Origin of the sequence: Nonomuraea ceibae, from assembly GCF_019396325.1 — a bacterium.
In the GTDB taxonomy this organism is placed as follows: Bacteria; Actinomycetota; Actinomycetes; order Streptosporangiales; family Streptosporangiaceae; genus Nonomuraea; species Nonomuraea ceibae.
This window is the reverse complement of record NZ_JAHKRO010000003.1, coordinates 117,715-141,230: the sequence shown is the minus strand read 5'-3', so window position 1 is coordinate 141,230 and position 23,516 is coordinate 117,715. Positions and strand designations below refer to the sequence as shown.

Genomic DNA, 23,516 nt, shown 5'->3' with positions numbered 1-23,516 from the left:
GCCCGATCGCGATGATCGGACGGGATCCCGTCGGCTATGCCTGGTCAGGGGGTCATGCCGGGCCGGGGTCCTGGACGTCCGGCCCGGTCGCGCCCCCGTACGTGGCGATCTTGTACTCGACCGCCGTGAGGGAGAGGGTGAGCTCACGGATCCGGCGGCGGATGGTGTCGCGATGCTCGACCAGCACATCGAGCCGCTCCGGCACCGTGTGCGCCCCGGAGTCGACGAGCGAGATGTAGTGCTGCAGGTCGCGCATCGGCATGCCGGACAGCCGCATCCGCGTGAGGAACACCAGCCGCCGGACCACGTCGGCGTCGTAGATGCGATGCCCGTTGCCGTCACGGGCCACCTCGACCAGCCCGGCCCGCTCGTAGTAGCGCAGCGTGTGCGGCGAGATGTCGAGAAGGTCCGCGACCTCGGCGATCGTCATCGTCTCGGGCAGATCGCCCAGGTCGGCCAGGCGGTGGATCGCCTCGACCGACAGCGGCCCATCGTCCCCGAGCGCCGCCAGCGCCCTGGCCATCAGCTCGTCGGTAGCCATGACCACGAGCCTAGACGGGCCGTACCGATGCGGGGACACCCGCGAAGTCGGCGCTGCGGGCGACCTCGGCCCACCGCTCGACCTCGTCCAGGCCGCGCCGGTAGGCGCCCGAGATGCGCTCGACCGCCTCCCGCCCCAGCGGCAGCCGCAGCGGCACCTCGTCGCCGTGCGCGAGGGACACGATGATCTCGGCCGCCCGCACCGGGTCGCCTTCCTGGCGGCCGTCGGTCCCGGCCATGTCCGCCCGGACGTTGGCGAGCAGGTCCCGGTACGTCGCGGACGGCTCGACGAACTCCAGCACGTCACCCCCGTTGAAACCGGTCCTGAACCGGCTCGGCTCGACGATCATCACGCGGACGCCGAACGGCGCGACCTCCCCGGCCAGGGCCTCCGACCAGCCTTCGAGCGCGAACTTCGACGCCGAGTACGCCGACACGCCGGGGAACGACGTCCGCCCGCCCTGGCTGCTCATCTGCACGATCGTCCCCGTCCCCCGCTCGCGCATGGCGGGCAGCACCGCGCGGATGAGCGCGGCAGGGCCGAACAGGTGCAGATCCATCAGCTCCCGCAACTGCGCGTCGCTGACCTCCTCGACCGCTCCGACCACGGCCCGGCCCGCGTTGTTGACCAGCACGTCGATCTGACCGAAACGGTCGAGACTGTCCCGTACGAGGCGCTCGGCCCCGGCGACGTCCCGGGCGTCGAACGCCGCGACCAGGCAACTGTCCGGGTACTCGGCCGCCAGGTCGGCCACGCTCCCGGGCCTGCGTACCGCCGCCACCACGCGGTCGCCCGCCTTGAGCGCCGCCTCCGCCAGTGCGCGCCCGAATCCGCGGGACGCGCCGGTGATGATCCAAGTCCGTGTTGTCATGGCGTGGACGCTAGGCGTTGGAGCGCGCTCAAACGCAAACCGTCGCCGGCTCGGTCAGATGAGGGGCGAGGTCACCCGCAGGGACCACTCGTCCACGCGCGGGTTCGCGTCGATCCAGGCGATCACCGGCCGGCCGGTGCCGGTGAGGGACATGGCCAGCCGCTCCGGGACGTTCCGTGCCTTGGCGATCCTCGTGGCCCGGCAGGCGGTGCCCCGGCAGGAATGGACGACCAGGTGCGCGTCGGCGAACGTCGCCACCAGCGCCCGGTCGCCGGAGAGCACCAGGCCGGGCGGGTCCTCGTGACGATCCCCGGCGAGCGTGGCGCTCTCCGCCCTGGAACAGGCCCGGTCCTGGCAGTCGAGCAGCTTGATCGCGCCGGCTGCCGGGTCCCCGTAGGCGATGACCGGCCGCCCGTCCCGCCGTACGGCCAGGGACAGGCCGCGCATCCGGGCCCCGGCTGCCGTCAGCGGCGGTCCCGGTGTGGTCACCGTGGCCGACGCGCAGTCCGCTGTCTCGCAGGTCACCAGGGAGACCGCGCCGCTGTCACCGTCACGGACGGCGGCGACAGGCCGGCCGTCCGGGCCGAAGGCGACCTTCAACGCGTGCTTGTCGGTGGTCCCCGCGATGTCACGCCTCAGCCGTACCGGGGTATGCCGCACCGGATCGGCGCACGCGAGGTCGCGGCACGAGGTGAAGGTCAGCGTCTTGGCGTCGTCGGGCCTGTCGGCCTGAACCAGGACCACGCCGCCCGGGTGGGCCGCCACCGCCAGCCTCGACCACAGGAACTGCCCGTCGTCCTTGGACCACCAGGCGATCGGCTTCCCGGGAGCCGAGCAGCGGGCCTGGTCGCAGGCCGCCAAGCGGAGCCGGTAGTTGCGCTCCGCCTGGTCCCAGTCCCAGGAGGCGACCACCGTCCTGCCGTCGGGCAGAGCCGCGGTCGCGGCGAACCGGTCGGTACGGTTGTCGCCCGCGTAGAAGATGTCCAGGTCGGCGCAGGTGAGGTCCGGGCAGGTCAGCATCCTGGGCGCGTCGTCGTCGAAGCCCTGCATGTACATCGCGAGCTTCGGCCCGGGAGAGACGTACAGCGCCGTGAGGTCCCGCGACCACACGACAGGCCCGCGGTCGCCGCCGTCGTCGTCCGCTTCGTCCGCCGGGGACAACGCGGCCACGTGGTCGGAGACCTCCACCCACCCCAGCGGGTTCACCGCGGCGACGGCGCCGGTCACCAGGCCGGGCAGCACGAGCAGCGCCAGGATCGGTGCCGTCCGGGTACGCGCTCCGTCCCGCTCCGGTAACCGGTCGACGATGGCGCGCAGTTCGGGACGGCTCACCTCGTGCCACTGCTTCGCGATGCGGTTCAGGAAGACCACGGCGAGCACGGCGGCCTGGAACGCGGACAGCAGGACGGCGGCGGCCGAGTTCACCGCGACGTTCACCGGATAGGGCAGGCGGTCGGCCACCCAGTCGAAGCCGCCGGCGGCCAGGCCGGGCAGGATGATCACGCCGATCGCCAGCAGGAGCGGCGAGGTGAACCGCATCGTCGCCACGAGCCGGTACGCCCGGCGCAGCGCCGCGAACGGCCCCAGCTCCTCCAGCAGCATGGCGGGCATCGCCAGCAGGCCGGGCATCAGGGCCAGTCCGACGACCACGATCGCCGCGATGCCCGCCCACGGGTTCACGAACACGGTCAACGCCACCCCGGCAGCCGCCGTCAGTGCCAGGAAGGCGACCTGGACGAAGGCGAGCGCGGTGAGCCCTCGCCCCCGACGTACCGCCACCCGGAGCGCGGACCGCCAGGGCACCGGCCAGCCCAGCACCCGGCCCGCGGCCATGAGCATGGTCGCGCCCCCGGCGACCGCGGCGGCGGGCACGCCGATCAGCACCAGCACGCCGAGCCAGGCGAACAGCGGCACATCCGCGTCCCCGACCAGGTCGATCCGCCCGTTGACCACCAGAAGCCGCCCGGCGGCCGCGATCGGCAACAGCGCCGCCGCCAGCAGGCCGACCGGGATCGACAGCACCGTCGTGGGCACCATCAGCGTGAACAGGTGGCGTAGGACGCGCGTGCCCACGATGCTCAATGCCGACGTTCCGACCAGCGCGGCCCGCATGCGTTCCGCCCAGACGTCCGCCACCGCGCCGGAATTCTCTGCCATGCGGAAGATCCAACCAGGCCCGCTTTCAACTCACTGAACAATTCCGGCCGTTCCCGGAACAGGCGGACTCCCTCCCTTGAGGAATTCCGTCCCCCGGCGAACGATCTCCCCACGCGCCCCGCAATTTGACCTCAACCCGCCTTGAGTTCCTAGCGTGATCTGCAATTCCGGTCCGAACGTCCAGGAGGATCACCATGCGGATCAGCACCACCTTGCCCATGACAAAGACCGGCGTGCCTGACATCGCGATGGCGAAGCGCCTTGAGGACCTCGGCTACGACTCGCTCGGCATGGCCGACTTCATCGTCGGAGACGGGACGCCGAGCTTCGACGCCATGCTCGTCCTGTCCGCCGCCGCAACGGTGACCGACACGATCGGGCTGGAGTTCGGCGTGCTCAGCCTCCCGCTGCGCCCGACCGCCTGGATCGCCACGCAGATACAGACACTTCAGCACTTGTCGGGCAACCGAGTCACCCTGGGCGTAGGGATCGGCGGCTTCCCCGGCTCGCCGTTCTGGCGTGCGGTCGGAGCGCCCGTTCAGGGCCGGGGGCGCCGGGCCGACGAAGCCCTGCAAGCGCTCCCCGGCCTGATCCGTGGTGAGGCGACCCAACTGGGCGAGGACGAGGTCACTCTCGGCCCGGCCGCCCCGGTCCCGCCCATCCTCGTCGGCGGGAACTCCGAGGCGGCGATGCGCCGCGCCGTCCGCCTCGGTGACGGCTGGGTGCCCTCCTTGATCAGCCCCGCGGCTCTGCGCAAGAAGGCGGCACGGCTGCGCGAGATCGCCGACGAGCTGGGCCGCCCGGTTCCGACGATCTCGGTGGGCGGCCATGCGATCCTCGTCGACGACCCGGCCGCCGTCGCCTCCTTCACCCGCATCCTGGTGGACGTGCACGGCATGGCCCCGGAGGAAGCGGCAGCCGTACCCGTCACCGGCACCCCGGCACAGGTGGCGGACCGCCTCCACGCCTACGCGGAGGCGGGCGCCGACACGGTCGGGCTCAGCCTCGACGGCGGGGACTGGACCCGGCAGGCGGAGGCGTTCGCGGAGGCCAGAGCACAACTGACCCATGTCCGGGACGCCTGAAGCAGGCGACCCGCGAACCAGGACCCGAGCCGCTCGACGGGTCCGCGCTCAGCGGACCTGACCGCTGCTCCAGGCCCAGGCGGCGATGCCGACCCGATTGGCGGCTCCCACCTTGCGCTGGATATGCGCAATGTGCGTTTTGACCGTGCCCGGGCTGATGACCAGCTCGGCGGCGATGTCAGCGTTGGTGCGCCCTCGCGCCACCAGAAGGGCGATCTCCAGCTCACGCGCGGTGAGCGGGTCCTTCAGCGGCGGCGGGGCCGTCCGGATCAGGCCCCGGAGCAGCCGGAGGGTCACCTGCGGGCTGATCAGCGTGTCACCTGCCATCGCCGCGCGGACCGCTTCCACCAGCAGGGTGGGGCCCGACCGTTTGAGCAGAAAGCCGCACGCCCCTTCCCGCAGCGCGGTGTGGACGTACTCGTCCAGGTCGAAGGTGGTCACGACGATCACGCGGGTCTCGGCGGCGAGCTGCCGGGTGACCTCCAGCCCGTCCAGGCCCGGCATGCGGATGTCGGCCAGCACCACATCGGGACGCAGGTGACGGGCCAGCTCGAGCGCCCGCGCGCCGTCGGCGGCCTCGCCCACCACGGTCATGTCCGGCTGCGCGTCGAGGATCAGCCGGAACCCGATCCGCACGTCCTCCTGGTCGTCGGCGATGAGAATCCGCGTCGTCATCCGTAACCGCCGGCCGTCATGCGGGGATCCGCGCGGTTACCTGCCAGCCTCGCCGGTCCGGGCCTGCCGCCAGCTTCCCGCCACGCGCCTCCAGCAGGTGGGCCAGGCTCGCCAGCCCGAAACCGCCGGCTCTGGTGCTCTGCGACCTGCCCCCGCCGTCGTCCTCCACCCGTACGCGCAGGACCTCCCCTTCCTTACGAATGTCCACCCGCACGGTCGTGGTACGCGGTGCGTGCCGGCGTACGTTGGTCAGCGCCTCCGTCACCACCCGGTAGGCCAGCGACGAGACCTCGTGGCGTACCGCCATGCCCGGCTCGACGGCCAGCTCCACCCGCACGGCCGGCGAGAACGCGTCCGCCAGGCGCTCCAGCTCCTCGATCCCCGGCCCCCGCTCGCCCAGCGCGTGCACGGCCCGGTCCAGCGAGGCCAGCGCCCGCTGCCCGGCGTCCTCGATGCGCCGCAGCGCCTCGGCGACCGGCTCCGGCAGCGTGCCGGCCACCACCTGGGCGGCCTGCGCCTGCACCAGCATGCCGTTGAGGTCGTGGGCGACGAAGTCGTGCAGGTCACGGGCGAGCCCGAGCCGCTGCGCCCGCTCGGCCTCCTCGACCGCACGCCGCCGCTTGTCGTCCAGCCCACGCAGGTAGAGCCCGGCCCCCACGGCCGCCACAGCGCCGAGCGCCCACCCGGCACAGGCGCCGAACGCCAGCTGCGGCGGCCCCTGCCACACGGCCCGCAGCAGGATGAAGGCCACCGCGAGCCCGCTCAGCCCCGCGCACACGGCCGCCCGCCCTCCTGGGGAGCGCCGGACGGTGACAGCGGTCAGGACCAGGAGCACCGACACCTCGCCCACCTGCAACGGCGCGCTGCCGCTGACCGTCCCGGTCAGCGGATGCGCCAGCGTGACGGCCAGCGAGAGCGCCCCGGCGGCTCCCGCTCCCCAGGCCACCGGGAGCCGGCGTGCCGCGTCACCACGCCGGCCCTCCGCCTCGCCGTACGCCCTCATGCCGAAAGCCTAACCACGCTCGGCCGCCGGCTCGGCTTCCCGGCGCGCACCGCCTCCGCACACCCGGCAGACCCCGCGGCGGCGCAGGTAGTAGGCGAGGGCGGCGGCGGCCAGCGCGACGCCCCACAGGGGCCACGTCAGCGGCGGCAACCACGTCGCCCACATGCCCCAGTCCTCGAACCCGCGCACCATGCGCAGGCGCCAGTAAGTGAGCCCGCCCGACAATACGATCACCGACACGATCGAGGCGGGAACGACGGCCAGCATGAGCGGCACCGGCCGGCCCGCCCTGAACCAGATCCACCGCGGGTAGACCTCACCCCAGCGCCGCACGAGCCCCAGCGTGAGAATCGCCCCGGCCAGCCCCATCAGGCTGAGGAACAGCCCGCCCCAGCGCAGCCCCGACTCGTCCAGCCACCGCCAGAACTCCTCGGTGATCCCCAGCGGGATGCCCGCTGCCCAGGCGAAGCGGCTGGCGTCGTACAGGGCCGGGACGGCCGCCGCGACCACCACCGCCCACCGGCCCCAGCGCCGCGCCGCCTGCGGCGTGGCCCAGCGTGCCGGCCCGTACGCGCCCCGCCCGCACATCAGGCACCTGGCCGCCGTACGCCGCTGGCAGGCCAGCGCCGCCATCGCCCACAGCAGCCCGCCCACCAGGACGACGAACAGGTTGACCCGCGACCACGGCACCAGCTCCGACATCGGCTGCCCTCCCGGCACCCCGGTGAAGGCGAACACCGCCAGCAGCGGCGCATAGGCCACCAGCATCAGCACCCGGTTGTCGGTGACCACCACCGTCAGGACGACCGCCGCCGCCCAGGCGAACCCCAGCAGCACGGCACGGCCCCGCCGCACCCCTCGCGCGAGCGCCAGCCCGGCGACCGCCCCCAGCACGCCGAGCACCGCGATCACCGGCCCCGCCCGCTCCGGGGTCGCCTCCCCGAGCACCGACAGCCCCGGCTCCCAGTCGGGATCGCTCCTGCCGAAGGGGAACCCGCTGCCGCCGAGCGCCCAGTACAGCCCGAGCGCCCCGTAGCCCAACGCCCAGACGGCCGCCGCGTACCCGGCCCAGTGGGGCCACTTCACCATGACCTTCCTCATGGCTCAAGCCTCGATCCCGGCCCCGCGCCGCCCTATCCGCCGAACGGCAGAACTTCCCCGGCGTCCACCCCACCGCCTCTGCAAAAGGACAGAGGGCGGCGGCGCGCCCTTCCCGGATGGTCCGTTCAGAAGATCAGCGCGATCTTCCCGTTCAGGCTCCCCCGCCGGAAATGCTCGTGCGCGGCTTTGACGTGCTGCACGGCGTACTGCGCGTCGACCCGCGCCCTCAGTCGCCCGCCGTCCACAGCCGCGGCGAGTTCGGCGAGGCCGCGGCCGTCCTCGCGTACCTGGTTGACCGTGGTGCGCACCCGACGATGCGACAGGTCGGGGACGGGCCCGGCTTGAGTGGCGATCGAGGCGTACCGGCCGCCGGCGGCCACCGCGTCGGTGACGAAGGCGCCGAAGGTGTCGAAGACGGCGTCGTAGCCGCCCGCCGGCAGGGTGGTCCGGTCGGTGGTGACGTGCTCGGCCCCCAGTTCCCGTACCACCTTGACCTGCGCCTGCCTGGACACCAGCGCGTCCACCTGCGCTCCGCGAGCAACCGCGAGTTGCACGGCGAGCCCGCCGACGGCTCCCGCCGCACCTGCCACCAGCAGCTTGTCTCCCTGGCCGACCTGCAGCCAGTCCAGGGTCTGCAGCGCGGTCAGTCCCGGCAGGGGCAGGGTCGCCGCCTCGGCCAGGCTGATCAACGTGGGCGCCTGGGCGATGGAGGCAGCCGGGATGGCGACGAGGTCGGCCCATGAGCCACGCCCGGTCGCGAGCTGGTGCGACATGCCGAACACCCGCTCGCCCACGGACAGCCCGCTCGTGCCCGGGTCGACGACGATCCCCGCCAGCTCCCAGCCCAGCGTCATCGGCAACGGCGGCGTGCCCTCCCCGATGGCCCCTTCCCGCGTCTTGTCGTCAACCGGGTTCACGGCCGAGGCGATGACCCGCACCAGCACCTCGCCCTCGGCCGGCCGGGGCTCCGGCACGTCGACCAGCGCCAGCACGTCAAGATCTCCGAAGCGGTCGATCCGCAGAGCACGCATACCCAACTCCCCTAGAGTTCGATGAGCGTCCAACTTTAAACGGTGGCCCGTTTCGCGCCGCCGGCAGACCCGGCGAGCCTCCAGTGCCATCGTGACGGTCGCGGACGCGGCGACGCCTTGCACGGTGATCGTTCCGGACCGCCCGGCCGGGATGAATGTCCTGTGTGTCCCAGGACGGCGTCCCTCCCCGCCGGGCTCGTGAACGGCTACCTTGGCTCCTGATCGGAGGGATCGTGACGGCGACCGAGGTGAAGCCGGCGACGGGCCGGGCCGCGTGGTGGTGGTGCGGGCTGACCCTGGCCCTGGCCGCGACGGCCGCCGCCCTGGCGGGCGCCAACGGCAGCGCGCCGGCGCCGGTGCTCCACCTGCTGTTCGTGACGGCCTGCGCCCTGGTGGGCGGCCTGATCTGCGCCCGGCGGCCCGGGCACATGGTGGGCCGGCTGCTCGCGCTGTCCTCGTTCTGCTTCGCGCTGTACGAGGCCACCGGCCAGTACGCGATCCTCGGGCTGATCACCCATCCGGGGCTGCCGCTGGCCGCGCCGCTGGCCTGGCCGCAGACCTGGCTGTGGGTGCCGGCCAACACGGCGGCGGCCCTGGTCCCGCTGTTCTTCCCCGGCGGGCGGCTGCCCTCCGCCTCCTTACGCCCGTGGCCGGCCGCGGCGGTGGCCGTCGCGGCGGTCGTCGCCGTGCTGAGCGCGCTGCGCCCCGGGCCGGACACCCAGGTGGGCGCCGGCGCCGGGGTGCCCAACCCGCTCGGCGTGCCCGCCCTGGCCCCCGTCGCGCCGGTGCTGGAGCCGGTGCTGGACGGCGTGCTGGTGGCGGTGTTCGCCGTCGGCGCCGCCGGGCTGGGCAGGCGGCTGCTGCGCAGCGACGGCCCCGAACGCCGCCAGGTCGCCTGGCTGCTCTACGGGGCCGGGATCGAGGCCCTGGTGATCGGGGCCAGGCTGGTGGCGGGGCTCACCGACGACGTCCCCGGCTCCGTGTGGCCCGCCCACGACCCCGTGTGGGAGCTGATCGCCGCCCTGGGCGCCGCCCTCGTCCCGGTCACCATCGGCGTGGCGATCCTGCGTCACCGGCTCTTCGACATCGACCTGGTGATCAACCGGACGCTGGTCTACGTGCTGCTGTCGGGCTGCGTGACCGGCGGGTACGTCCTCGTGGTCGGCTATCTGGGGGCGCTCTTCCCCGCCCAGGACCTGCCGATCTCCGTAGGGGCCGCCGGGCTGGTCGCGCTGGCCTTCGCCCCGCTGCGCCAGCGACTGCAGGGCTGGGTCAACCTGCTGACCTACGGCGAGGCCGACGACCCGTACGCCGCGCTCACCCGGCTGGGCCGCAGGCTGGAGAACGCCGCCGGCCCCGACGCCGGGCTGTCCGGGATCGCCCGGTCGATCGCCGAGGCGCTGCGCCTGCCTTACGCGGCGGTGGAGACCGCCGGGGGCGAGCGCCACGCCTACACCGCGCCGGGCCCGGCCGCGACGGGCGACGCGGGCCTGACCCGGCTGCCGCTGACGCACAACGGCCGGCAGGTCGGCGGCCTGATCCTGCGCCCCCGGCCGGGGGAGACCGGGTTCGGCCCCCGTGACCTGCGCGTCCTGGCGGACCTGGCCCGGCAGGTGGCCGTGGCCGTGCACGCCGCACGGCTCTCCGCCGACCTGCGGCGGTCGCGGGAGCGGCTCGTCATGGCCCGCGAGGAGGAGCGGCGCCGGCTGCGGCGCGACCTGCACGACGGCCTCGGGCCGACCCTGGCCGCGCTGACCATGCGGGCCGAGGCCGCCCACGACCTGGCGGCCGACGAGCGCGTACGGGAACTGCTGGCCGACATCGTCGGCGACGCCGAGGCCGCGCTGGCCGACGTGCGTACCCTGGTGGAAGGGCTTCGCCCGCCGGCGCTGGACTCGCTGGGCCTGGCCGGGGCGTTGCGCGCCCACGCCGCCCGCCAGCCCTCAGGGCTGCGCGTGGAGGTGCACGCCCCGGACGACGTGCCCGTGCTGCCCGCCGCCACCGAGGTCGCCGCGTACCGGATCGCGAGCGAGGCTCTGGCCAATACGCGCAGGCACGCGGGAGCCACGTACGCCCGCCTGCGGATCGAGCTCGCCGGCGGGAGGCTGAACCTGGAGATCTGCGACGACGGCCGCGGGATCGGGCGGCGGGAGTCCGCCGCGGCGGGCTTGGGGGTCGGGCTGGCGTCGATGCGCGAACGTGCCCTGGAGCTGGGAGGATCCTGCACCGTCGAGGAGCGTCCCGGCGGCGGCACCCGCGTCCGGGTCGAGCTGCCCGCGGGTGGGAGGGGGAACGGCGATGATCAGGATCTTGGTGGTTGACGACCATCCGGGGTTCCGCGCGGGGCTGCGCGCGCTGCTGTCGGGAGCCGACGGGATCGAGGTCGCCGACGAGGCGGGCAGCGGGGAGCAGGCGCTCGCGCTGGCGGGCCGGGCGCAGCCGGACGTGGTGCTGATGGACCTGGAGATGCCGGGCATGGGCGGGATCGCGGCGACCGAGCTGCTGGTCCGCGACCATCCGCACATCAGGGTGGTGGTGCTCAGCATGTCCGACGACGACGACTCGGTGTTCGCGGCCGTGCGGGCCGGGGCCCGCGGCTACGTCCTCAAGGGGGCGCGCAAGGCGGAGATCGTCCGTGCGGTGCAGGTGGTGGCCGAGGGCGGCGCCGTCTTCGGCCCCGCGCTCGGCCATCGCCTGGCCGACTACTTCAGCGGCGGCGGCGAACGGTCCGGGGCGGCGCTGCCCGGCCTGACGCAGCGCGAGAGCGAGATCCTCGACCTGGTCGCCAGGCACCTGACCAATCCGCAGATCGCCGCCCGGCTCGGGCTGAGTCAGAAGACGGTACGCAACCACGTCTCGGCCATCTTCACCAAGCTCCAGGTCGCCGACCGTTCGCAGGCCATCGTCCGCGCCCGGGAGTCGGGCCTGGGCGCGAACGGCTAGCATCTTGCCATTCTGATAATCAGACTATTACAGTAATCCCATTATGGAAGTTGCGCACTCCCTGGGCGGACTGCCCTGCCTCTCCCTCGGGACAGGACCGCCGCTGATCGTCCTCCTCTTCACCCCGCAGGCCGCAGTGCCGGCCGGCTGGGGCCGTCGCTACCTGATGCGGCTGGTCAAGCCCTTCACCGAGCACTTCACCGTCCACGCCCTCACCCGCCGTCCCGGCCTGCCTCCGGACACCACCATGGCCGAACTGGCCGCCCACTACGCCGAGGGGATCGAGGCCGCGTTCACCGGACCGGTGCACGTGCTGGGCCTGTCGACGGGCGGCTCCCTGGCCCTGCAACTGGCCGCCGACCACCCCGGCCTGGTCGCGCGCCTGGTCCTGGGCGGTACGGCCGCCGCACCGGGCCCGATCTGCGAGCGCGCCAACCGCGCCTACGTCGAGCGCGCCAGGCGCGGCCGGCGGCCGAGCCCCCCTCTGGCCGACCTGGTGACGGAGTCGCCGATCGGCCGGACTCTCGTCGCCGCGCTGGCCTGGCTGGCCGACGGCCGCGGGGACCACACCGACGGCGCCACCATGCTCAACGCCGAAATCGGCTTCGACCTGCGCGCCCGGCTACCGGAGATCACCGCCCGCACCTTGCTGATCCAGGGCCAGAAAGACCTGGCCTACCCCCTCGACCTGGCCCGCCAGACCGCGGCCGGCATCCCCGGCGCCAAGCTGATCGTCTACCCGGGCCGAAGCCACGGCGCGACGTTCACCGACCCGCGTTTCGCAGCCGATGCGCTGACGTTCCTCCGATCACCCTGACCAGGTACGACCCCCGACGTCCAAGGCGAGCATCGCGCACGCGCGTCTTCGTCGGGGTCGCCGGCTAGGGACACGCCTTTCTGTACGGCAGCGCGGGCACGATCACCCGCCACTGCGCCGCGCTCAGCCCGCCCGCCTTCGCGCACACCGCCGCAGCCAACGCCTCCCCGCCCACGGCGTGCCGCCTGACCGCGCCGTTGCCGTTCACGGTCAGCACCGCCGACCCGTCGCCGGTGAACGCCACGTCGAGCGGCGCCCCGATCTCCGGGTCCTGCCCGCCGCCCTGGTCGAGCAGCGCGCCCAGGTCCGTGCCCGACATCACGTCGACCAGCCGCACCCTTCCCCCCACCTGAAGGCTGGCGAGCAGGTCCTCGCGCGGCGAGTAGGCGGCGGGGTCGCCGAACCCGCGCGCGGTGGCGAGCCTGCGGCGCGTGGCCACGTCCCAGACCGTCATCCGTCGCCGCGCGTCGAGCACCACGACCGCCTTGCCGGAGCGGGTGAAATACGCGCGCACCCCCTCGGCGTTCCTGCCACCGCCGCCGAACGCCGGCCCCAGCGCCTTGCCTGCGGCCGTCTCCAGCAGGTGAACGCGGTCGCCCGCCACCACCAGCGTCCGCCCGTTGGAGGAGAAGGCCGCGTACTTCGCCGCGCCCGCCGCGGCCGACCACATGCGCCGCCCGGTCTGCCGGTCCCACAGCTCGACCCCGCCCTTCTCGGTGACCACAACCAGCCTGGCGCCGTCGGGAGAGAAGGCCACCTGCGCGGCGGACGTACGCAGCGTGCCCTGGACGGCGGCCGAGGCGGTGTCCACGATCCGCACCCCGGGCCCGAACATGGCGACGAAACGGGCGTCCGGGCTGAATACCGCGTACTCCGCCTCCGGCAGCGCGCCGGCCTTCCTCCCGCCGACGGTCGACAGCTCGCCGTCGCGGACCACGAGCCGCCCGTCGCCGCTCAGCGCCGCCGCGCTCACCAGGCGATCGTCGTCCTCGGTGGTCAGGTCGGCCACGTCCACCGAGAAAACCTGGTCACCCACCAGATAGCGGAACGTACTTCCGTCGAAGGCCCCCTGAACCGCCTCGTCGACTCCTCCCCGTACCTGGACCGTGGTGAGCAGTTGCGTGTCCGACCTGCGCCAGAACTGGATGGACCGCGATGCCACCGTCGCGACGAGGCCGGCGCCGAACACGGCCGCGCCACCGTTCCAGGTGCCCTGGGTGCCGGCGCCGTCCTTGTCGCCGATGAAGTCCTTCGCCCCGGTCCGCAGGTTGGTCAGCTCCAGCAGGCGACCGCGCCGTGCGGCCCGCCAGGCCCCGTCCCGGCTGAATGTGCCCGCGGCGGCGGGCCCGAGCGCCTTGGCGGCGCCGGTTCGCAGGTCCCAGCGGGTACGCCGGTCAGCCTCCTCGAGCAGGACGGAATCGTCCCGCTCGAACGCCACGTCGACCCACTCGTTCGTGAAATCCTTGGCAGCGGGGAAGACGTGGTCGCTGATCTTCCTGCCGCTGGCGAGGTCCACCGCGGACGCGCGCCTGGCCGTCACGGTCACCAGCACCTTGCCCGACGGGCTCAGCGTCACGCTGTCCATCGGCTCGGCCCGCCGGGCGGCGCGTGTCCGCAGGAGCCGGCCGTTGCGCACGTCCCACACGCGCGTCGCGGTGGAATCGGCGCTGATCAGCGTCCGGCCGTCGGCGCCGAGCGCGCGTACCGTGTCGCCCGCGGTCGACGGGTCGCGGAACATCGCCGTCTCGCGCTGCGCCAGCGAGGCCACCAGGGCCGCCCTGGTGGCCGGCGTGCGGTCCAGCCGCCAGGCCGCCAGGCTCGCCAGCATCGCCTGGTGAGGGTCGCTCCCGCGGGTCGTGGTCGCCACCCCCGCGAGCCTGGCCGCCTCCGACCTGGTCAGCTGCCCGGCAATCTGCTCAGCCCGGTCGTCGGCCACCGCGCCCTGCTGTACGGCCAGCCCGCCGGCCACCAGCGCGATCACCAGCAGCCCGCCCAGGCTCAGCGAGGTCAGCCGGGCCCGCCTGGCCCTGTGCCTGGTCAGGGTGGCCGCCGCGGACAGGAAGTCACGTTCGGTGGGCGACAGGGTGATGTCGCGGCGGGCGGTGGCCGCCCACTCCAACGCGCTGTCCAGGCTGCTGCCTTGGAACAGGTCGCCGTCCCGGCGTCCCGCCGCCTGCCATCGTCGCGCCGCGGTGAGGATCTGCCGGTGTACGGCCAGGCCGTCGCGGTTGGTCTCGATCCACCGGCGGTACCGCGGCCAGGCCTGGGGCAGGGCCGGCCTGGCCAGCCGTACGCCGCCGTCCTGCCTGGCCAGGAAGTAGCCGAACACGGCGAGGATCCTGCGCACGGCGGCCACCTCGTGCGACGCCCGCCCCTCGAGGAGCTCGGCCAGCTCGGCGTGCCGGGTCGACAGCTCGCCCACCTCGTCCACCGTCACCAGCCGCAGTAACACTTCGGGGACCAGCTCGCGCTCGGCCGGATCGAGCATCGCGTACGCCTGCTCGGCCAGCGTGCCGAGTGCGGGATCGTGCCCCTGCGCGCCGATCCCGGCGGCCCGGTGGCCGCCCTGGGCGAGCAGGCGGGCGGTGTCGAGGTCGCCGTCGCCGCTGACCAGCGCCAGCAGCAGCTCGCGGGCGGTCGGCCGCTGGGCCGGCTCCTTGGCCAGTGCCGAGGAGACCAACCGGCGCAGCGTGCCGGGCAGCGCGGACAGGTCGGGGGTGGCCGACAACACCTGGTGCATGACGCTTCCCAGGTTCTCGGCGTGGAACGGATCACGGCCGGTGGCGGCGAAGACGATGACGGCCCCCCAGGCGAACACGTCCGCCGAGGCGTCCGCTCGCTGGCCGATGAACACCTCAGGGGCCATGTAGGTGGGCGTGCCGCTCACCACGCCGGTCGCGGTGAGCGACATCTCGGCGGTCCTGGCGATGCCGAAGTCGATCACGCGAGGGCCGTCCGGGCCCAGCAGCACGTTGTCGGGCTTCAGGTCGCGGTGGATCACCCCGGCGTCGTGGATGGCGGTCAGCGCCGTCGCGATGGCGGTGGCCAGGCGGTGCAGGTCGTCACCCGCGAAGATCCTGCCCGCCGTACGCAGGCTCGGGCCCTCCACGTACTCGCTGACGATGTAGGGACGCGGGCCCTCCAGCTTGGCCTCGATGATCGGCGCGGTGCAGAACGAGGCCACCCGCTGGGCGGCCGCCGCTTCCCGGCCGAGCTGGGCCACCTGATCGCCGTGAAGCACCTTGATCGCCACCCGGCGGCCGTCCTCGGCATATGCCTCATACACCACTCCCTGGCCGCCGGCGCCGAGCCGCCCGGCCAGCCAGTAACGACCGAGCCGCTGTGGGTCTCCTTCGATCAACACGCCTGGTTTGATGCGATCATCACCGACGAAGTTCCGCCCAAAACACCCACGTACGCATCGCTGCAGGCAGAGGGCTACGCGCGACGCGGTTCGCCCGCTGCCGGCAGCCACGGCACTGGCCGGCGTTCACCGGGCATCCGGCTGACACCTGAGCACGTACGCGGCCCGCTGCCCGGTGCAGCCTCCGTCACGCACCTGGATGAGGTCCGGAAAGCGCTGGCCTGCTGACAGCACCTGTCTGCGGCTCCAAGGTGTGCACAGCGCCGAAGCCGGACGAAGCGAAGCTCTCGAAGGACGCACCCGGCGGCAAGCCCACGACCACCGCGAGCCTCCGCCCGAAGACACCTACGCAGTTGATGTACAAGATCCGGATTCGGAACCGCCGGCAGCGTCAGAAAGGCCGCCACCTACGCGGCCTGTCGTCCCGAGACCGCAGCACCGGCCACCACCTCCGACGAAAATGACAGCAACGTCATTCTCAACCCGCCAGGCCTCACAGCGCTGTAATTGCCGAGCTCGGAAGCACTTACCCCGGCGACTTCCTCAGGGGCGAGCAACTATTGGGACGATGGCTGCGCCCGTTGACGCGCTGCGGCTTCCAGGTCGCGGTTGCCCTCCTCGTACAGCACCCGGACACGGGAAGAGCACAGTTTCCACTCACCGTCTCGCCGTTCGAGGCCGAGCGTGTAGTGGCAGCCGATCACCCAGATAGGGGCATCGGCGGCCTCGGTGATCAGGTGCGTGACACGGGCGTCAAAGCGCGCCGTCGCCTCGGGTTCCTCACCCAGGTCGACCACGATCGGACCCAGCAGGTGTTGCGTAGCATCGAAGCCAGGAAGGAAACTCTGCAGGCCCGATACGAAATCGCCTGCAGACACCCGTTCCGGACCACCCTGTTTCGACGGGTAATCAAGATCAACGAATTCCGTTGCCAGTGCGCCGATCGTTTCCCAATCATGCGCGTCCAGCGCATGAAAGAGCCGAGTCACCAACTCCGCGATCGCTATCTTCTCCATGGATTGCACCACGTCGCTCCTCCGCCTGAATGGTCGCCTGGCCGGTTGACCGGACATGCCGCACCGATGTCCGGGGCCGGCTCCCGGCCCTGCATGCTGGGATGTGACGGCAACACTAAGGAGGCCCTACGTGGCTCACCAAACGGTCAGCTACACAGCGACCGAGTTCCTGCACAGCTGCCCGGGCCCGGTGGTCGAGCCCGACCCGTCGTGCCCGGTAGAGATCACCCTCGCCACGTTGCGCGGACGGTGGACCGCCCTGGTCATCCTCGAACTGCTGCACGGTCCGCGCAGCTTCAGCCAGCTCGCACAGGCCCTGCCCACACTCTCCGACAAGGTCCTCACCGACCGGCTGACCCAACTGGTCGAGGCCGGCGCCCTCAACCGCCACCGCAAGCCGGGCTGGCCGCCAAGAGTGGGCTACGCCCTCACCGAACGCGGCCGCGCCCTCGCACCGGTCCTGCAGGCGCTGTGGGAGTGGGGCTCGACCACCACAGCCCCTCGGCCACGGTAGGCAACTGCCGGAGCACACCAATGCCTGTGCGGTGCCAAACGGCGAACACTGTTGCTGAGCTAGGGGTTCGCAGGGCAATCAGGTTGCCCTGCGGTATTCGCGAACTCTGGAATTCTGGCGGTCAGAACCACATAAGCCCGAAACCCACATTGAGTGGATTATGAACGAGTACCACGCTGGCAGAAACGGGCCGCGGGACAGCAGAGCCGCTGCTCAGCGCTGGGTCAGCGCCTCGTAGGCAGCGGAGGGGCCGATTTTGAAGGCCCGGGGCTCGGGTCTGTCACCAGACGCAAAGTAGAGCGTCCGCGCTGGTCAGATGGCCCGGACGGCGGTCACCTGCATCTTCCTGGTGGGGTGTTCACGAAAGGCACGGACCCAGGGGTGGAGTAAGGGCTGGGAAGACCGCTTCCCGGCTCACCCCGTGAACGCTTTTCATCCTCGCGCTCTGCCTGGTCATCGACACTCCGTACAAGCGCATCGGTGCGAACGCGATCGCCACTCTGCAGGGCTTCCTCCCGCTCGACCTGCCCACCGGCATCCTCGCCGTCGACCGCGCCTATAGCGACCAGGCGGGCCGATCATTTCCCCCGGCCCGCCCGCGCCTTGGGTTACCAACTCGTCCTGGACTACAAACAGGATCAGCCGGCGTCCAAGGCAGCGTCCACGAACGCCCTGCTCATCGACGGCAACCTGGCCTGCCCCCCCCTCATGCCCGAACGGCTGGCCCAGGCCACCACCGGTCTGGACGATCAGATCATCCGCAGGCCACCCGAGCAGCTCACCCAACTGATCGCCGCCCGCGAGCCCTACTGGCTCAAGCTCAAGCAAGGCGCCGGCACCCAGAGACGGATCCGGCTGCAATACCCGGCCGCCGGCACCTCCCCCTCGGTGACCTGCCCCCGCCTCAACCGCCTCCACCGCAGCCCGGCCGCGCCACCCACCGCGGTGGACCTGACCAACAGCCGCCAGCGCGCCGCCCACGGCACTGCCAAGCCGACCGTCCCCCTGCCCGCCGACGAACCCCTTCCGCCCCCAGAGGCAAGGGCGACCCAGCACACATCTGTGCTCAGACCACCATCACCTTGCACCCCGATGGCCTCGGCGCGCCGCACTCACGGTCGCCGCCACCAGCCGATTGATCATCTTCGCATTCAACCGGACAGTCACTCAGTTACTCGCCTAGTAACGCAAAGGCCGCTCCCGATCACTCGGAAGCGGCCTTCGACCTGGGTGGAGATGAGGGGATTCGAACCCCTGACCCCTTCGATGCGAACGAAGTGCGCTACCGGACTGCGCTACATCCCCAAGGACTCGACCAGATTAGCAAACTCCAGAGGGTCCTCGCGCCACCCTTTCGGTCGCGCACCCCGTCAGTCGCCCACCGCGCGCCGGGGCGGTTCGGCGTACTGGTCGAAGAGGACGTCCGCCTGCCGGGCCTCGAACTCGATGATCTCCGCCTCCGCCTGCTGGGCGGCGAGCTCGGCGGCGCGGCGTTCGCGGATGCGGCGGGCGCGTTCGCGGGCTCGGGCGGCGCGCTGGCGGCGTTCGCGGTCGACCTGTACGGCCATCCGCAGGAACGCCAGGTAGCCGATCATGATCACGCCCGAGGGGGCCACGGCCCACCACGGGATGAGCTGGAAGGCGGCCGTCGCGATGGAGGCCGCCACCAGCAGCAGCGTGAAGAACAGCAACCGTCTGCGCCGCGCTACGATGATCGCGCGGCGGCGGGCGCGGAACTGGCGGGGGTCGACGTAGTCGGCCGGCGGCGCGTCGTCCTCCAGGCCCGTGCCCGAGTCCTGGGGCGAGCGGGTCAGGTCGGGGAGCTGGTGTTCGCCGGTGTAGTGTTCCTCGAGTTCGGCCAGTTCGGCGAGGTTCGTCTTGTCCCGGCGCAGCCACATGGGGACCAGGACGCACAGCCACATGATGACGATGGCAAGGTAGAGGAGGGCACCGCTCACGGCCACCTCCGGGCAGCATGAAGACGCCTGTGGGTCATCGGCGTCTTCAAAGTGCTCACGTCACGCACCGTAAGACCGCGTGTCACTGATTGACGAGCATTCGGTGCGGTGTGTCGCGAGATCGTCAAACCTCTTCAACCGGAGAACCACCGTGAGCCGCTGACTCACGCGCGCGACGCCACTGCACCAGCAGGCCGCCGGGGACGTCCTCGACGGTCAGCGCGTAGCAGATGTGGTCGCGCCAGGCTCCGTCGATGTGGAGTTGGCGACGCCGTATGCCTTCTTCCCTGAAGCCGAGCTTCTCAACCACCCTACGGCTTGCCTGGTTCTCGGGGCGGATGTTTGCTTCGAGCCGATGCAGTCCGGTGGTGAAGAAGCAGTGGTCGACGGCCAGGGCGAGGGCGGTCGGGGTGATGCCGCGGCCGGCGAGCGCGCCGTCGATCCAGTAGCCGACCTGGGCGGAGCGGGCCGAGCCCCAGACGATGGCGCCGATGGTGAGCTGGCCGGCGAACCGGCCGCCGTACGTGACGACCCACGGCAGGGCGAGCCCCTGGCGGGCTTCGCGGCGCAGGGTGCCGACCATGGAGACGTACGGGCTGAGCCCGGTCTTGAACAGCGGGGTCTCCGGGTTGCTGGGTTCCCAGGGGCGGAGCCAGTCGGCGTTGCGCACCCGGGTGTCGCGCCATACGCGCACGTCCGCCAGCCGGAGCGGCCGGAGGCCGACCGGACCTTCGCTCAGCGCCGCAGGCCAGCCGCGTAGTCGATCCACCACACCATCATCCCCCCAACCGGCGCGATGCCGCCACGGGTCAGGAACCGGGGTGGTCGCCGCCGCGGATCTGGTCGACGGCGTGGCGCAGGATGGGCGCGAGGACGGCCACCCCGTCGCGTACACCGCCGGTCGAGCCGGGCAGGTTGACGATCAGCGTGTTGCCGGCCTGCCCGGCGAGGCCGCGGGACAGGACGGCGGTGGGAACCTGGTCGCGGTTGGCCTGGCGGATGGTCTCGGCGATGCCGGGGATCTCGCGGGTGATCACCCGGGCGGTCATCTCGGGCGTCAGGTCGGTCGGGGTGAGGCCGGTGCCGCCGGTGGTCACGATCACGTCGTAGCCGGAGGCGACGCCTTCGCGCAGGGCGGTCTCGACGGCGTCGCCGTCGGGCACCACGGTGGGGCCGTCGACGGTGCACCCGGCGTCCTGGAGCAGGGAAACCAGGACAGGTCCTGATTTATCGGCGTAAACGCCGGTGAAGGCGCGGTTCGAGACCGTCACCACCAGTGCCCGGATCATCCCCGCCTCCAGATCCCGGTCTTGCCCCCGGTCTTCTCCTCCACCCGCACGTCACTGATCACGGCGGCCGGATCGACGGCCTTCACCATGTCCACCAGCGCCAGCCCCGCCACGGTGACGGCGGTCAGCGCCTCCATCTCGACGCCGGTGCGGTCGGCCGTCTTCACCCGGCAGGTGATCGCCACGCCCCAGTCCTCCACGTCGAGGCTGACCTTCACCCCGTGCAGCGCGATCGGATGGCAGAGCGGCACCAGGTCGGGCGTCCGCTTCGCGCCCATGATCCCGGCAATGCGGGCCACGCCCAGCGCGTCGCCCTTGGGCACCTCGCCGGACCGCAGCAGCTCCACGACCTCACCGGACAGCAGCACCCGCCCGGTCGCCGTGGCGGTGCGGACGCTGACGTCCTTGGCGGAGACGTCCACCATCCGCGCCGCGCCGGTCTCGTCCAGATGCGTGAACTCGCTCAAAGCCGGATCACCCGCACTTCCTCTCCGGCGGTCAGCGCCGTGACTTCTTCGGGCACCACGATCAGCGCGTCCGCCGAGGCCAGCGCCGCGAGCTGGTGGGAGCCCTGCCCGCGCACCGGCTCGACGACGTCGCCGGCCAGCCGCCCGCGCAGGAACGACCTCTTGCCCTCCGGCGAGCGCACGTCGGCGCCGAGCCGGACGGCCGTCGTCTCCGGGAACCCGGCCTCCAGCCCACGCATCCGCCGCAGCGCGGGCCGTACGAAGAGCATGAAGGAGACGAACGACGAGACCGGATTGCCGGGCAACGCGAACACCGGCACCTGGTCGTCGCCCACCACGCCGAAGCCCTGCGGCATGCCGGGCTGCATGGCGACCTTCTCGAACCGTACGGTGCCCAGCGGCCCCAGGGCCTCCTTGACCGGCTCGTACGCGCCCATCGACACCCCGCCGCTGGTGATCACGGCGTCGGCGCGGACGAGCTGGGCGTCGAGCTGCTCCAGGAACGCGGCCGGGTCGTCGCCCACGGTCGGCGCGCGGAAGCCGTCGCCGCCCGCCTCGCGCACGGCGGCGGTGAGCGTGAAGCTGTTGGAGTCCCAGATCTGCCCGTGGCCGAGCGGCAGCCCCGGCTCGACCAGCTCGGCCCCGGTGGCCAGCACGACGACGCGGGGCCGGGGGCGTACGAGAACCCGGCGGCGGCCGACGCCCGCGATGATGCCGAGCTGAGCGGGGCCGATCACGGTGCCCGGCCGGAGCACCGTGTCACCGGCCGCCACGTCCTCGCCGGCCAGCCGGATCGCGTTGCCGACGGAGGCGGCGCGGTCGACGCGGACGGAGACCTTGCCGCCGTCGGTCCACTCCACGGGCACCACCGCGTCGGCCCCGGCGGGCATGGGCCCGCCGGTCATGATCCGCGCGGCGTGCCCGGGGCCGATGGCGAGCATCTCGCCGGCCCCGGCGGCCACGTCGTCGATCACCGGGAGCGTGACGGGCACGTCCTGGACGTCGACGGCGCGTACGGCATAGCCGTCCATGGCGGAGTTGTTGAACGGCGGCAGCGGCACCGGCGAGACGATCTCCTCCGCCAGTGTCGTGCCGAGCGCGCTCTCCAGCTCCACCTCGAGCGGCGCGAGCGGCCGCACGGTGGACAGGATGTCAGCGAGGTGCTGATCAACCGACTTCATCGAGGAACTCTCGCAACCACGGCAGGAACTCGGGAGCCAGATCGGGCCGGTCCGCGGCGAACTTCACCACGGTGCGCAGATAGTCGAGCTTGTCACCGGTGTCGTAGCGGCGGCCCCGGAACAGCACGCCGTGGACCGGCCCGCCCTCGCTGGAGTCGCGCCCGGCCAGCGTGCGCAGCGCGTCGGTGAGCTGGATCTCGTTGCCGCGCCCGGGCGGCGTGTTCTCCAGCACCTCGAACACGGCCGGGTCGATGACATAACGCCCAATGATCGCCCAATTGGACGGCGCCTCGTCGACCGGCGGCTTCTCCACCAGGTCGGTCACGCGGACGACGTCGTCCTCGTCGGTCGCCTCGATCGTCGCCACGCCGTAGAGGGACACCTGCTCCTTGGGCACCTCCATCAGCGCGATGACGCTGCCGCCGAACGTGTCGCGCACCTGGATCATGCGCTGCAGCAGCGGGTCACGCCTGTCGATCAGGTCGTCACCGAGCAGGCACGCGAACGGATGGTCGCCGACGTGCTGCTTGGCGCAGAGCACCGCGTGCCCGAGCCCCTTCGGCTCGCCCTGCCGCACGTAGTGCAGGGTCGCCAGCGAGGCCGGCTCACGGACCTGGGACAACCGGTGCTCGTCGCCCTTGGCTTCGAGCACCTCCTCCAGCTCGAACGCGCGGTCGAAATGGTCCTCGATCGACCGTTTGTTCTTGCCCGTGACCATCAGCACGTCGAGGAGCCCGGCGGAGGCCGCCTCCTCAACGACATACTGGATGGCGGGCTTGTCGACGATGGGCAACATCTCCTTGGGTGTCGCCTTGGTCGCCGGAAGGAACCGGGTGCCCAGACCCGCGGCGGGCACCACGGCTTTCGTCACAGGGTCGAAGTCAGCCATGAGTAGACCCTAGTGGAGGACCCTGTGGACAAGCTCAACCTGCGCCGTGAGCTGATTTCGGCGCGTGCCTCCCTCACTCCCGGCCAATTGCGCGCCAACTCCATCAAGATCCGCGAAACCCTCCTTGACCAGCCGTGGGTCCAGATGGCCGGGCTCGTCGCCTGCTACTGGTCGATCGGCACCGAGCCGGAGACGCACGGGCTGGTGTTCGCGCTGTGGAAGCACGGCGCGACCGTGATGCTGCCGGTCCTGCGCGAGGACGACGACCTCGACTGGGCGGTGTACGACGGGCCCGACACGCTGGCGCCGGGCCGGTTCGGGCTGATGGAGCCGGTCGACACGCGGCGCGGCACCGGCGCGATCCGCACGGCCGCGCTGGTGATCGTCCCGGCGCTGGCCGTCGACCGGCACACCGGGGTACGTCTCGGGCGCGGCGGGGGATCGTACGACCGGGCCCTGAGCAGGGTCGGGCCGAACGTGCCCACGGTCGCCCTGCTCCACGACGGCGAGCTGCGCGAGGACGTGCCCGCCGAGCCGCATGATCGCCGGGTCCGCTTTGCGATCACCCCCGAGGGACTGACTAGTCTAAAGTGACTACGCACGCACAGAGGGGA

The 23,516-nt window shown here is 72.2% G+C and carries 21 protein-coding genes and 1 tRNA gene; 6 read left to right on the top strand and 16 right to left on the bottom strand.

Annotated elements, in window-relative coordinates; all coding sequences use genetic code 11:
* Positions 1–52: 52 nt before the first annotated feature.
* From KME80_RS03605 to KME80_RS03595, 3 genes are read right to left on the bottom strand one after another with little or no spacing between them, the layout of a single operon-like run.
* Complete coding sequence (locus tag KME80_RS03605) at positions 53–541, bottom strand: MerR family transcriptional regulator (RefSeq protein ID WP_219500207.1); 489 nt, start codon at positions 539–541, stop codon at positions 53–55.
* A 10-nt stretch (positions 542–551) separates the two neighbouring features.
* The gene (locus KME80_RS03600) at positions 552–1,412 is read right to left on the bottom strand and encodes an SDR family NAD(P)-dependent oxidoreductase (protein ID WP_246643898.1); all 861 of its coding nucleotides are present in this window, start codon (positions 1,410–1,412) and stop codon (positions 552–554) included.
* Between the two features lie 54 nt (positions 1,413–1,466).
* On the bottom strand, positions 1,467–3,569 hold the full coding sequence (locus KME80_RS03595; protein WP_219500205.1) for a hypothetical protein: 2,103 nt from the start codon (positions 3,567–3,569) through the stop codon (positions 1,467–1,469).
* A gap of 218 nt (positions 3,570–3,787) precedes the next feature.
* On the opposite strand from KME80_RS03595, the gene KME80_RS03590 reads away from it, so the two are divergent.
* Positions 3,788–4,654 (top strand): LLM class flavin-dependent oxidoreductase, encoded by an 867-nt coding sequence (locus KME80_RS03590; protein WP_246643896.1) that lies wholly within the window; start codon positions 3,788–3,790, stop codon positions 4,652–4,654.
* 48 nt (positions 4,655–4,702) lie between these two features.
* Here the strand turns inward: KME80_RS03590 and KME80_RS03585 are convergent, their stop codons facing one another.
* The 4 genes from KME80_RS03585 to KME80_RS03570 all read right to left on the bottom strand — a co-directional run bounded on the left by KME80_RS03585 (position 4,703) and on the right by KME80_RS03570 (position 8,464).
* The gene (locus tag KME80_RS03585; protein ID WP_219500201.1) at positions 4,703–5,329 is read right to left on the bottom strand and encodes a response regulator; all 627 of its coding nucleotides are present in this window, start codon (positions 5,327–5,329) and stop codon (positions 4,703–4,705) included.
* 16 nt (positions 5,330–5,345) lie between these two features.
* A complete protein-coding gene (locus KME80_RS03580) occupies positions 5,346–6,332 on the bottom strand; it encodes a sensor histidine kinase (RefSeq protein ID WP_219500199.1) in 987 nt (328 codons plus the stop codon).
* Between the two features lie 9 nt (positions 6,333–6,341).
* Complete coding sequence (locus tag KME80_RS03575) at positions 6,342–7,421, bottom strand: hypothetical protein (protein WP_219500197.1); 1,080 nt, start codon at positions 7,419–7,421, stop codon at positions 6,342–6,344.
* Between the two features lie 137 nt (positions 7,422–7,558).
* On the bottom strand, positions 7,559–8,464 hold the full coding sequence (locus KME80_RS03570; RefSeq protein ID WP_219500195.1) for an NADP-dependent oxidoreductase: 906 nt from the start codon (positions 8,462–8,464) through the stop codon (positions 7,559–7,561).
* A gap of 233 nt (positions 8,465–8,697) precedes the next feature.
* On the opposite strand from KME80_RS03570, the gene KME80_RS52575 reads away from it, so the two are divergent.
* The 3 genes from KME80_RS52575 to KME80_RS03555 are packed head-to-tail and all read left to right on the top strand — an operon-like array spanning position 8,698 to position 12,224.
* Positions 8,698–10,785, top strand: coding sequence for a sensor histidine kinase (locus KME80_RS52575; RefSeq protein ID WP_219500192.1), 2,088 nt, complete (start codon positions 8,698–8,700; stop codon positions 10,783–10,785).
* Complete coding sequence (locus KME80_RS03560) at positions 10,763–11,407, top strand: response regulator (protein ID WP_219500190.1); 645 nt, start codon at positions 10,763–10,765, stop codon at positions 11,405–11,407. The genes KME80_RS52575 and KME80_RS03560 overlap by 23 nt, the downstream gene beginning before the upstream one ends.
* 43 nt (positions 11,408–11,450) lie before the next feature.
* Positions 11,451–12,224, top strand: coding sequence for an alpha/beta fold hydrolase (locus KME80_RS03555; RefSeq protein ID WP_219500189.1), 774 nt, complete (start codon positions 11,451–11,453; stop codon positions 12,222–12,224).
* Positions 12,225–12,288: 64 nt separating this feature from the next.
* Here the strand turns inward: KME80_RS03555 and KME80_RS03550 are convergent, their stop codons facing one another.
* Both KME80_RS03550 and KME80_RS03545 read right to left on the bottom strand, forming a co-directional pair.
* The gene (locus KME80_RS03550) at positions 12,289–15,588 is read right to left on the bottom strand and encodes a WD40 repeat domain-containing serine/threonine protein kinase (protein ID WP_219500188.1); all 3,300 of its coding nucleotides are present in this window, start codon (positions 15,586–15,588) and stop codon (positions 12,289–12,291) included.
* Between the two features lie 557 nt (positions 15,589–16,145).
* The gene (locus tag KME80_RS03545; RefSeq protein WP_219500187.1) at positions 16,146–16,604 is read right to left on the bottom strand and encodes a nuclear transport factor 2 family protein; all 459 of its coding nucleotides are present in this window, start codon (positions 16,602–16,604) and stop codon (positions 16,146–16,148) included.
* A 130-nt stretch (positions 16,605–16,734) separates the two neighbouring features.
* On the opposite strand from KME80_RS03545, the gene KME80_RS03540 reads away from it, so the two are divergent.
* A complete protein-coding gene (locus KME80_RS03540) occupies positions 16,735–17,118 on the top strand; it encodes a winged helix-turn-helix transcriptional regulator (RefSeq protein WP_308125601.1) in 384 nt (127 codons plus the stop codon).
* A 1,231-nt stretch (positions 17,119–18,349) separates the two neighbouring features.
* On the opposite strand, the gene KME80_RS03535 is transcribed toward KME80_RS03540, so the two are convergent.
* The 7 genes from KME80_RS03535 to galU form a co-directional block, all read right to left on the bottom strand.
* Positions 18,350–18,423: transfer RNA gene (locus KME80_RS03535), tRNA-Ala, on the bottom strand.
* A gap of 65 nt (positions 18,424–18,488) precedes the next feature.
* Positions 18,489–19,076, bottom strand: a complete 588-nt coding sequence (sepX, locus tag KME80_RS03530) for a divisome protein SepX/GlpR (RefSeq protein ID WP_219500185.1) — start codon at positions 19,074–19,076, stop codon at positions 18,489–18,491.
* Between the two features lie 124 nt (positions 19,077–19,200).
* Complete coding sequence (locus KME80_RS03525; RefSeq protein WP_219500184.1) at positions 19,201–19,845, bottom strand: GNAT family N-acetyltransferase; 645 nt, start codon at positions 19,843–19,845, stop codon at positions 19,201–19,203.
* Positions 19,846–19,885: 40 nt separating this feature from the next.
* On the bottom strand, positions 19,886–20,365 hold the full coding sequence (locus KME80_RS03520; protein ID WP_219500183.1) for a MogA/MoaB family molybdenum cofactor biosynthesis protein: 480 nt from the start codon (positions 20,363–20,365) through the stop codon (positions 19,886–19,888).
* The gene (gene moaC, locus KME80_RS03515) at positions 20,362–20,832 is read right to left on the bottom strand and encodes a cyclic pyranopterin monophosphate synthase MoaC (protein ID WP_219500182.1); all 471 of its coding nucleotides are present in this window, start codon (positions 20,830–20,832) and stop codon (positions 20,362–20,364) included. The genes KME80_RS03520 and moaC overlap by 4 nt, the downstream gene beginning before the upstream one ends.
* Complete coding sequence (glp, locus tag KME80_RS03510) at positions 20,829–22,013, bottom strand: molybdotransferase-like divisome protein Glp (RefSeq protein WP_219500180.1); 1,185 nt, start codon at positions 22,011–22,013, stop codon at positions 20,829–20,831. Before glp ends, moaC begins: the two co-directional genes overlap by 4 nt.
* Positions 22,000–22,902, bottom strand: coding sequence for a UTP--glucose-1-phosphate uridylyltransferase GalU (gene galU, locus KME80_RS03505; protein ID WP_219500178.1), 903 nt, complete (start codon positions 22,900–22,902; stop codon positions 22,000–22,002). The genes glp and galU overlap by 14 nt, the downstream gene beginning before the upstream one ends.
* Positions 22,903–22,926: 24 nt before the next feature.
* Here galU and KME80_RS03500 point away from each other — a divergent pair, with 24 nt between their 5' ends.
* Positions 22,927–23,496: a 5-formyltetrahydrofolate cyclo-ligase gene (locus KME80_RS03500; protein ID WP_219500169.1), complete on the top strand. Its 570-nt coding sequence runs from the start codon at positions 22,927–22,929 to the stop codon at positions 23,494–23,496.
* Positions 23,497–23,516 lie beyond the last annotated feature (20 nt).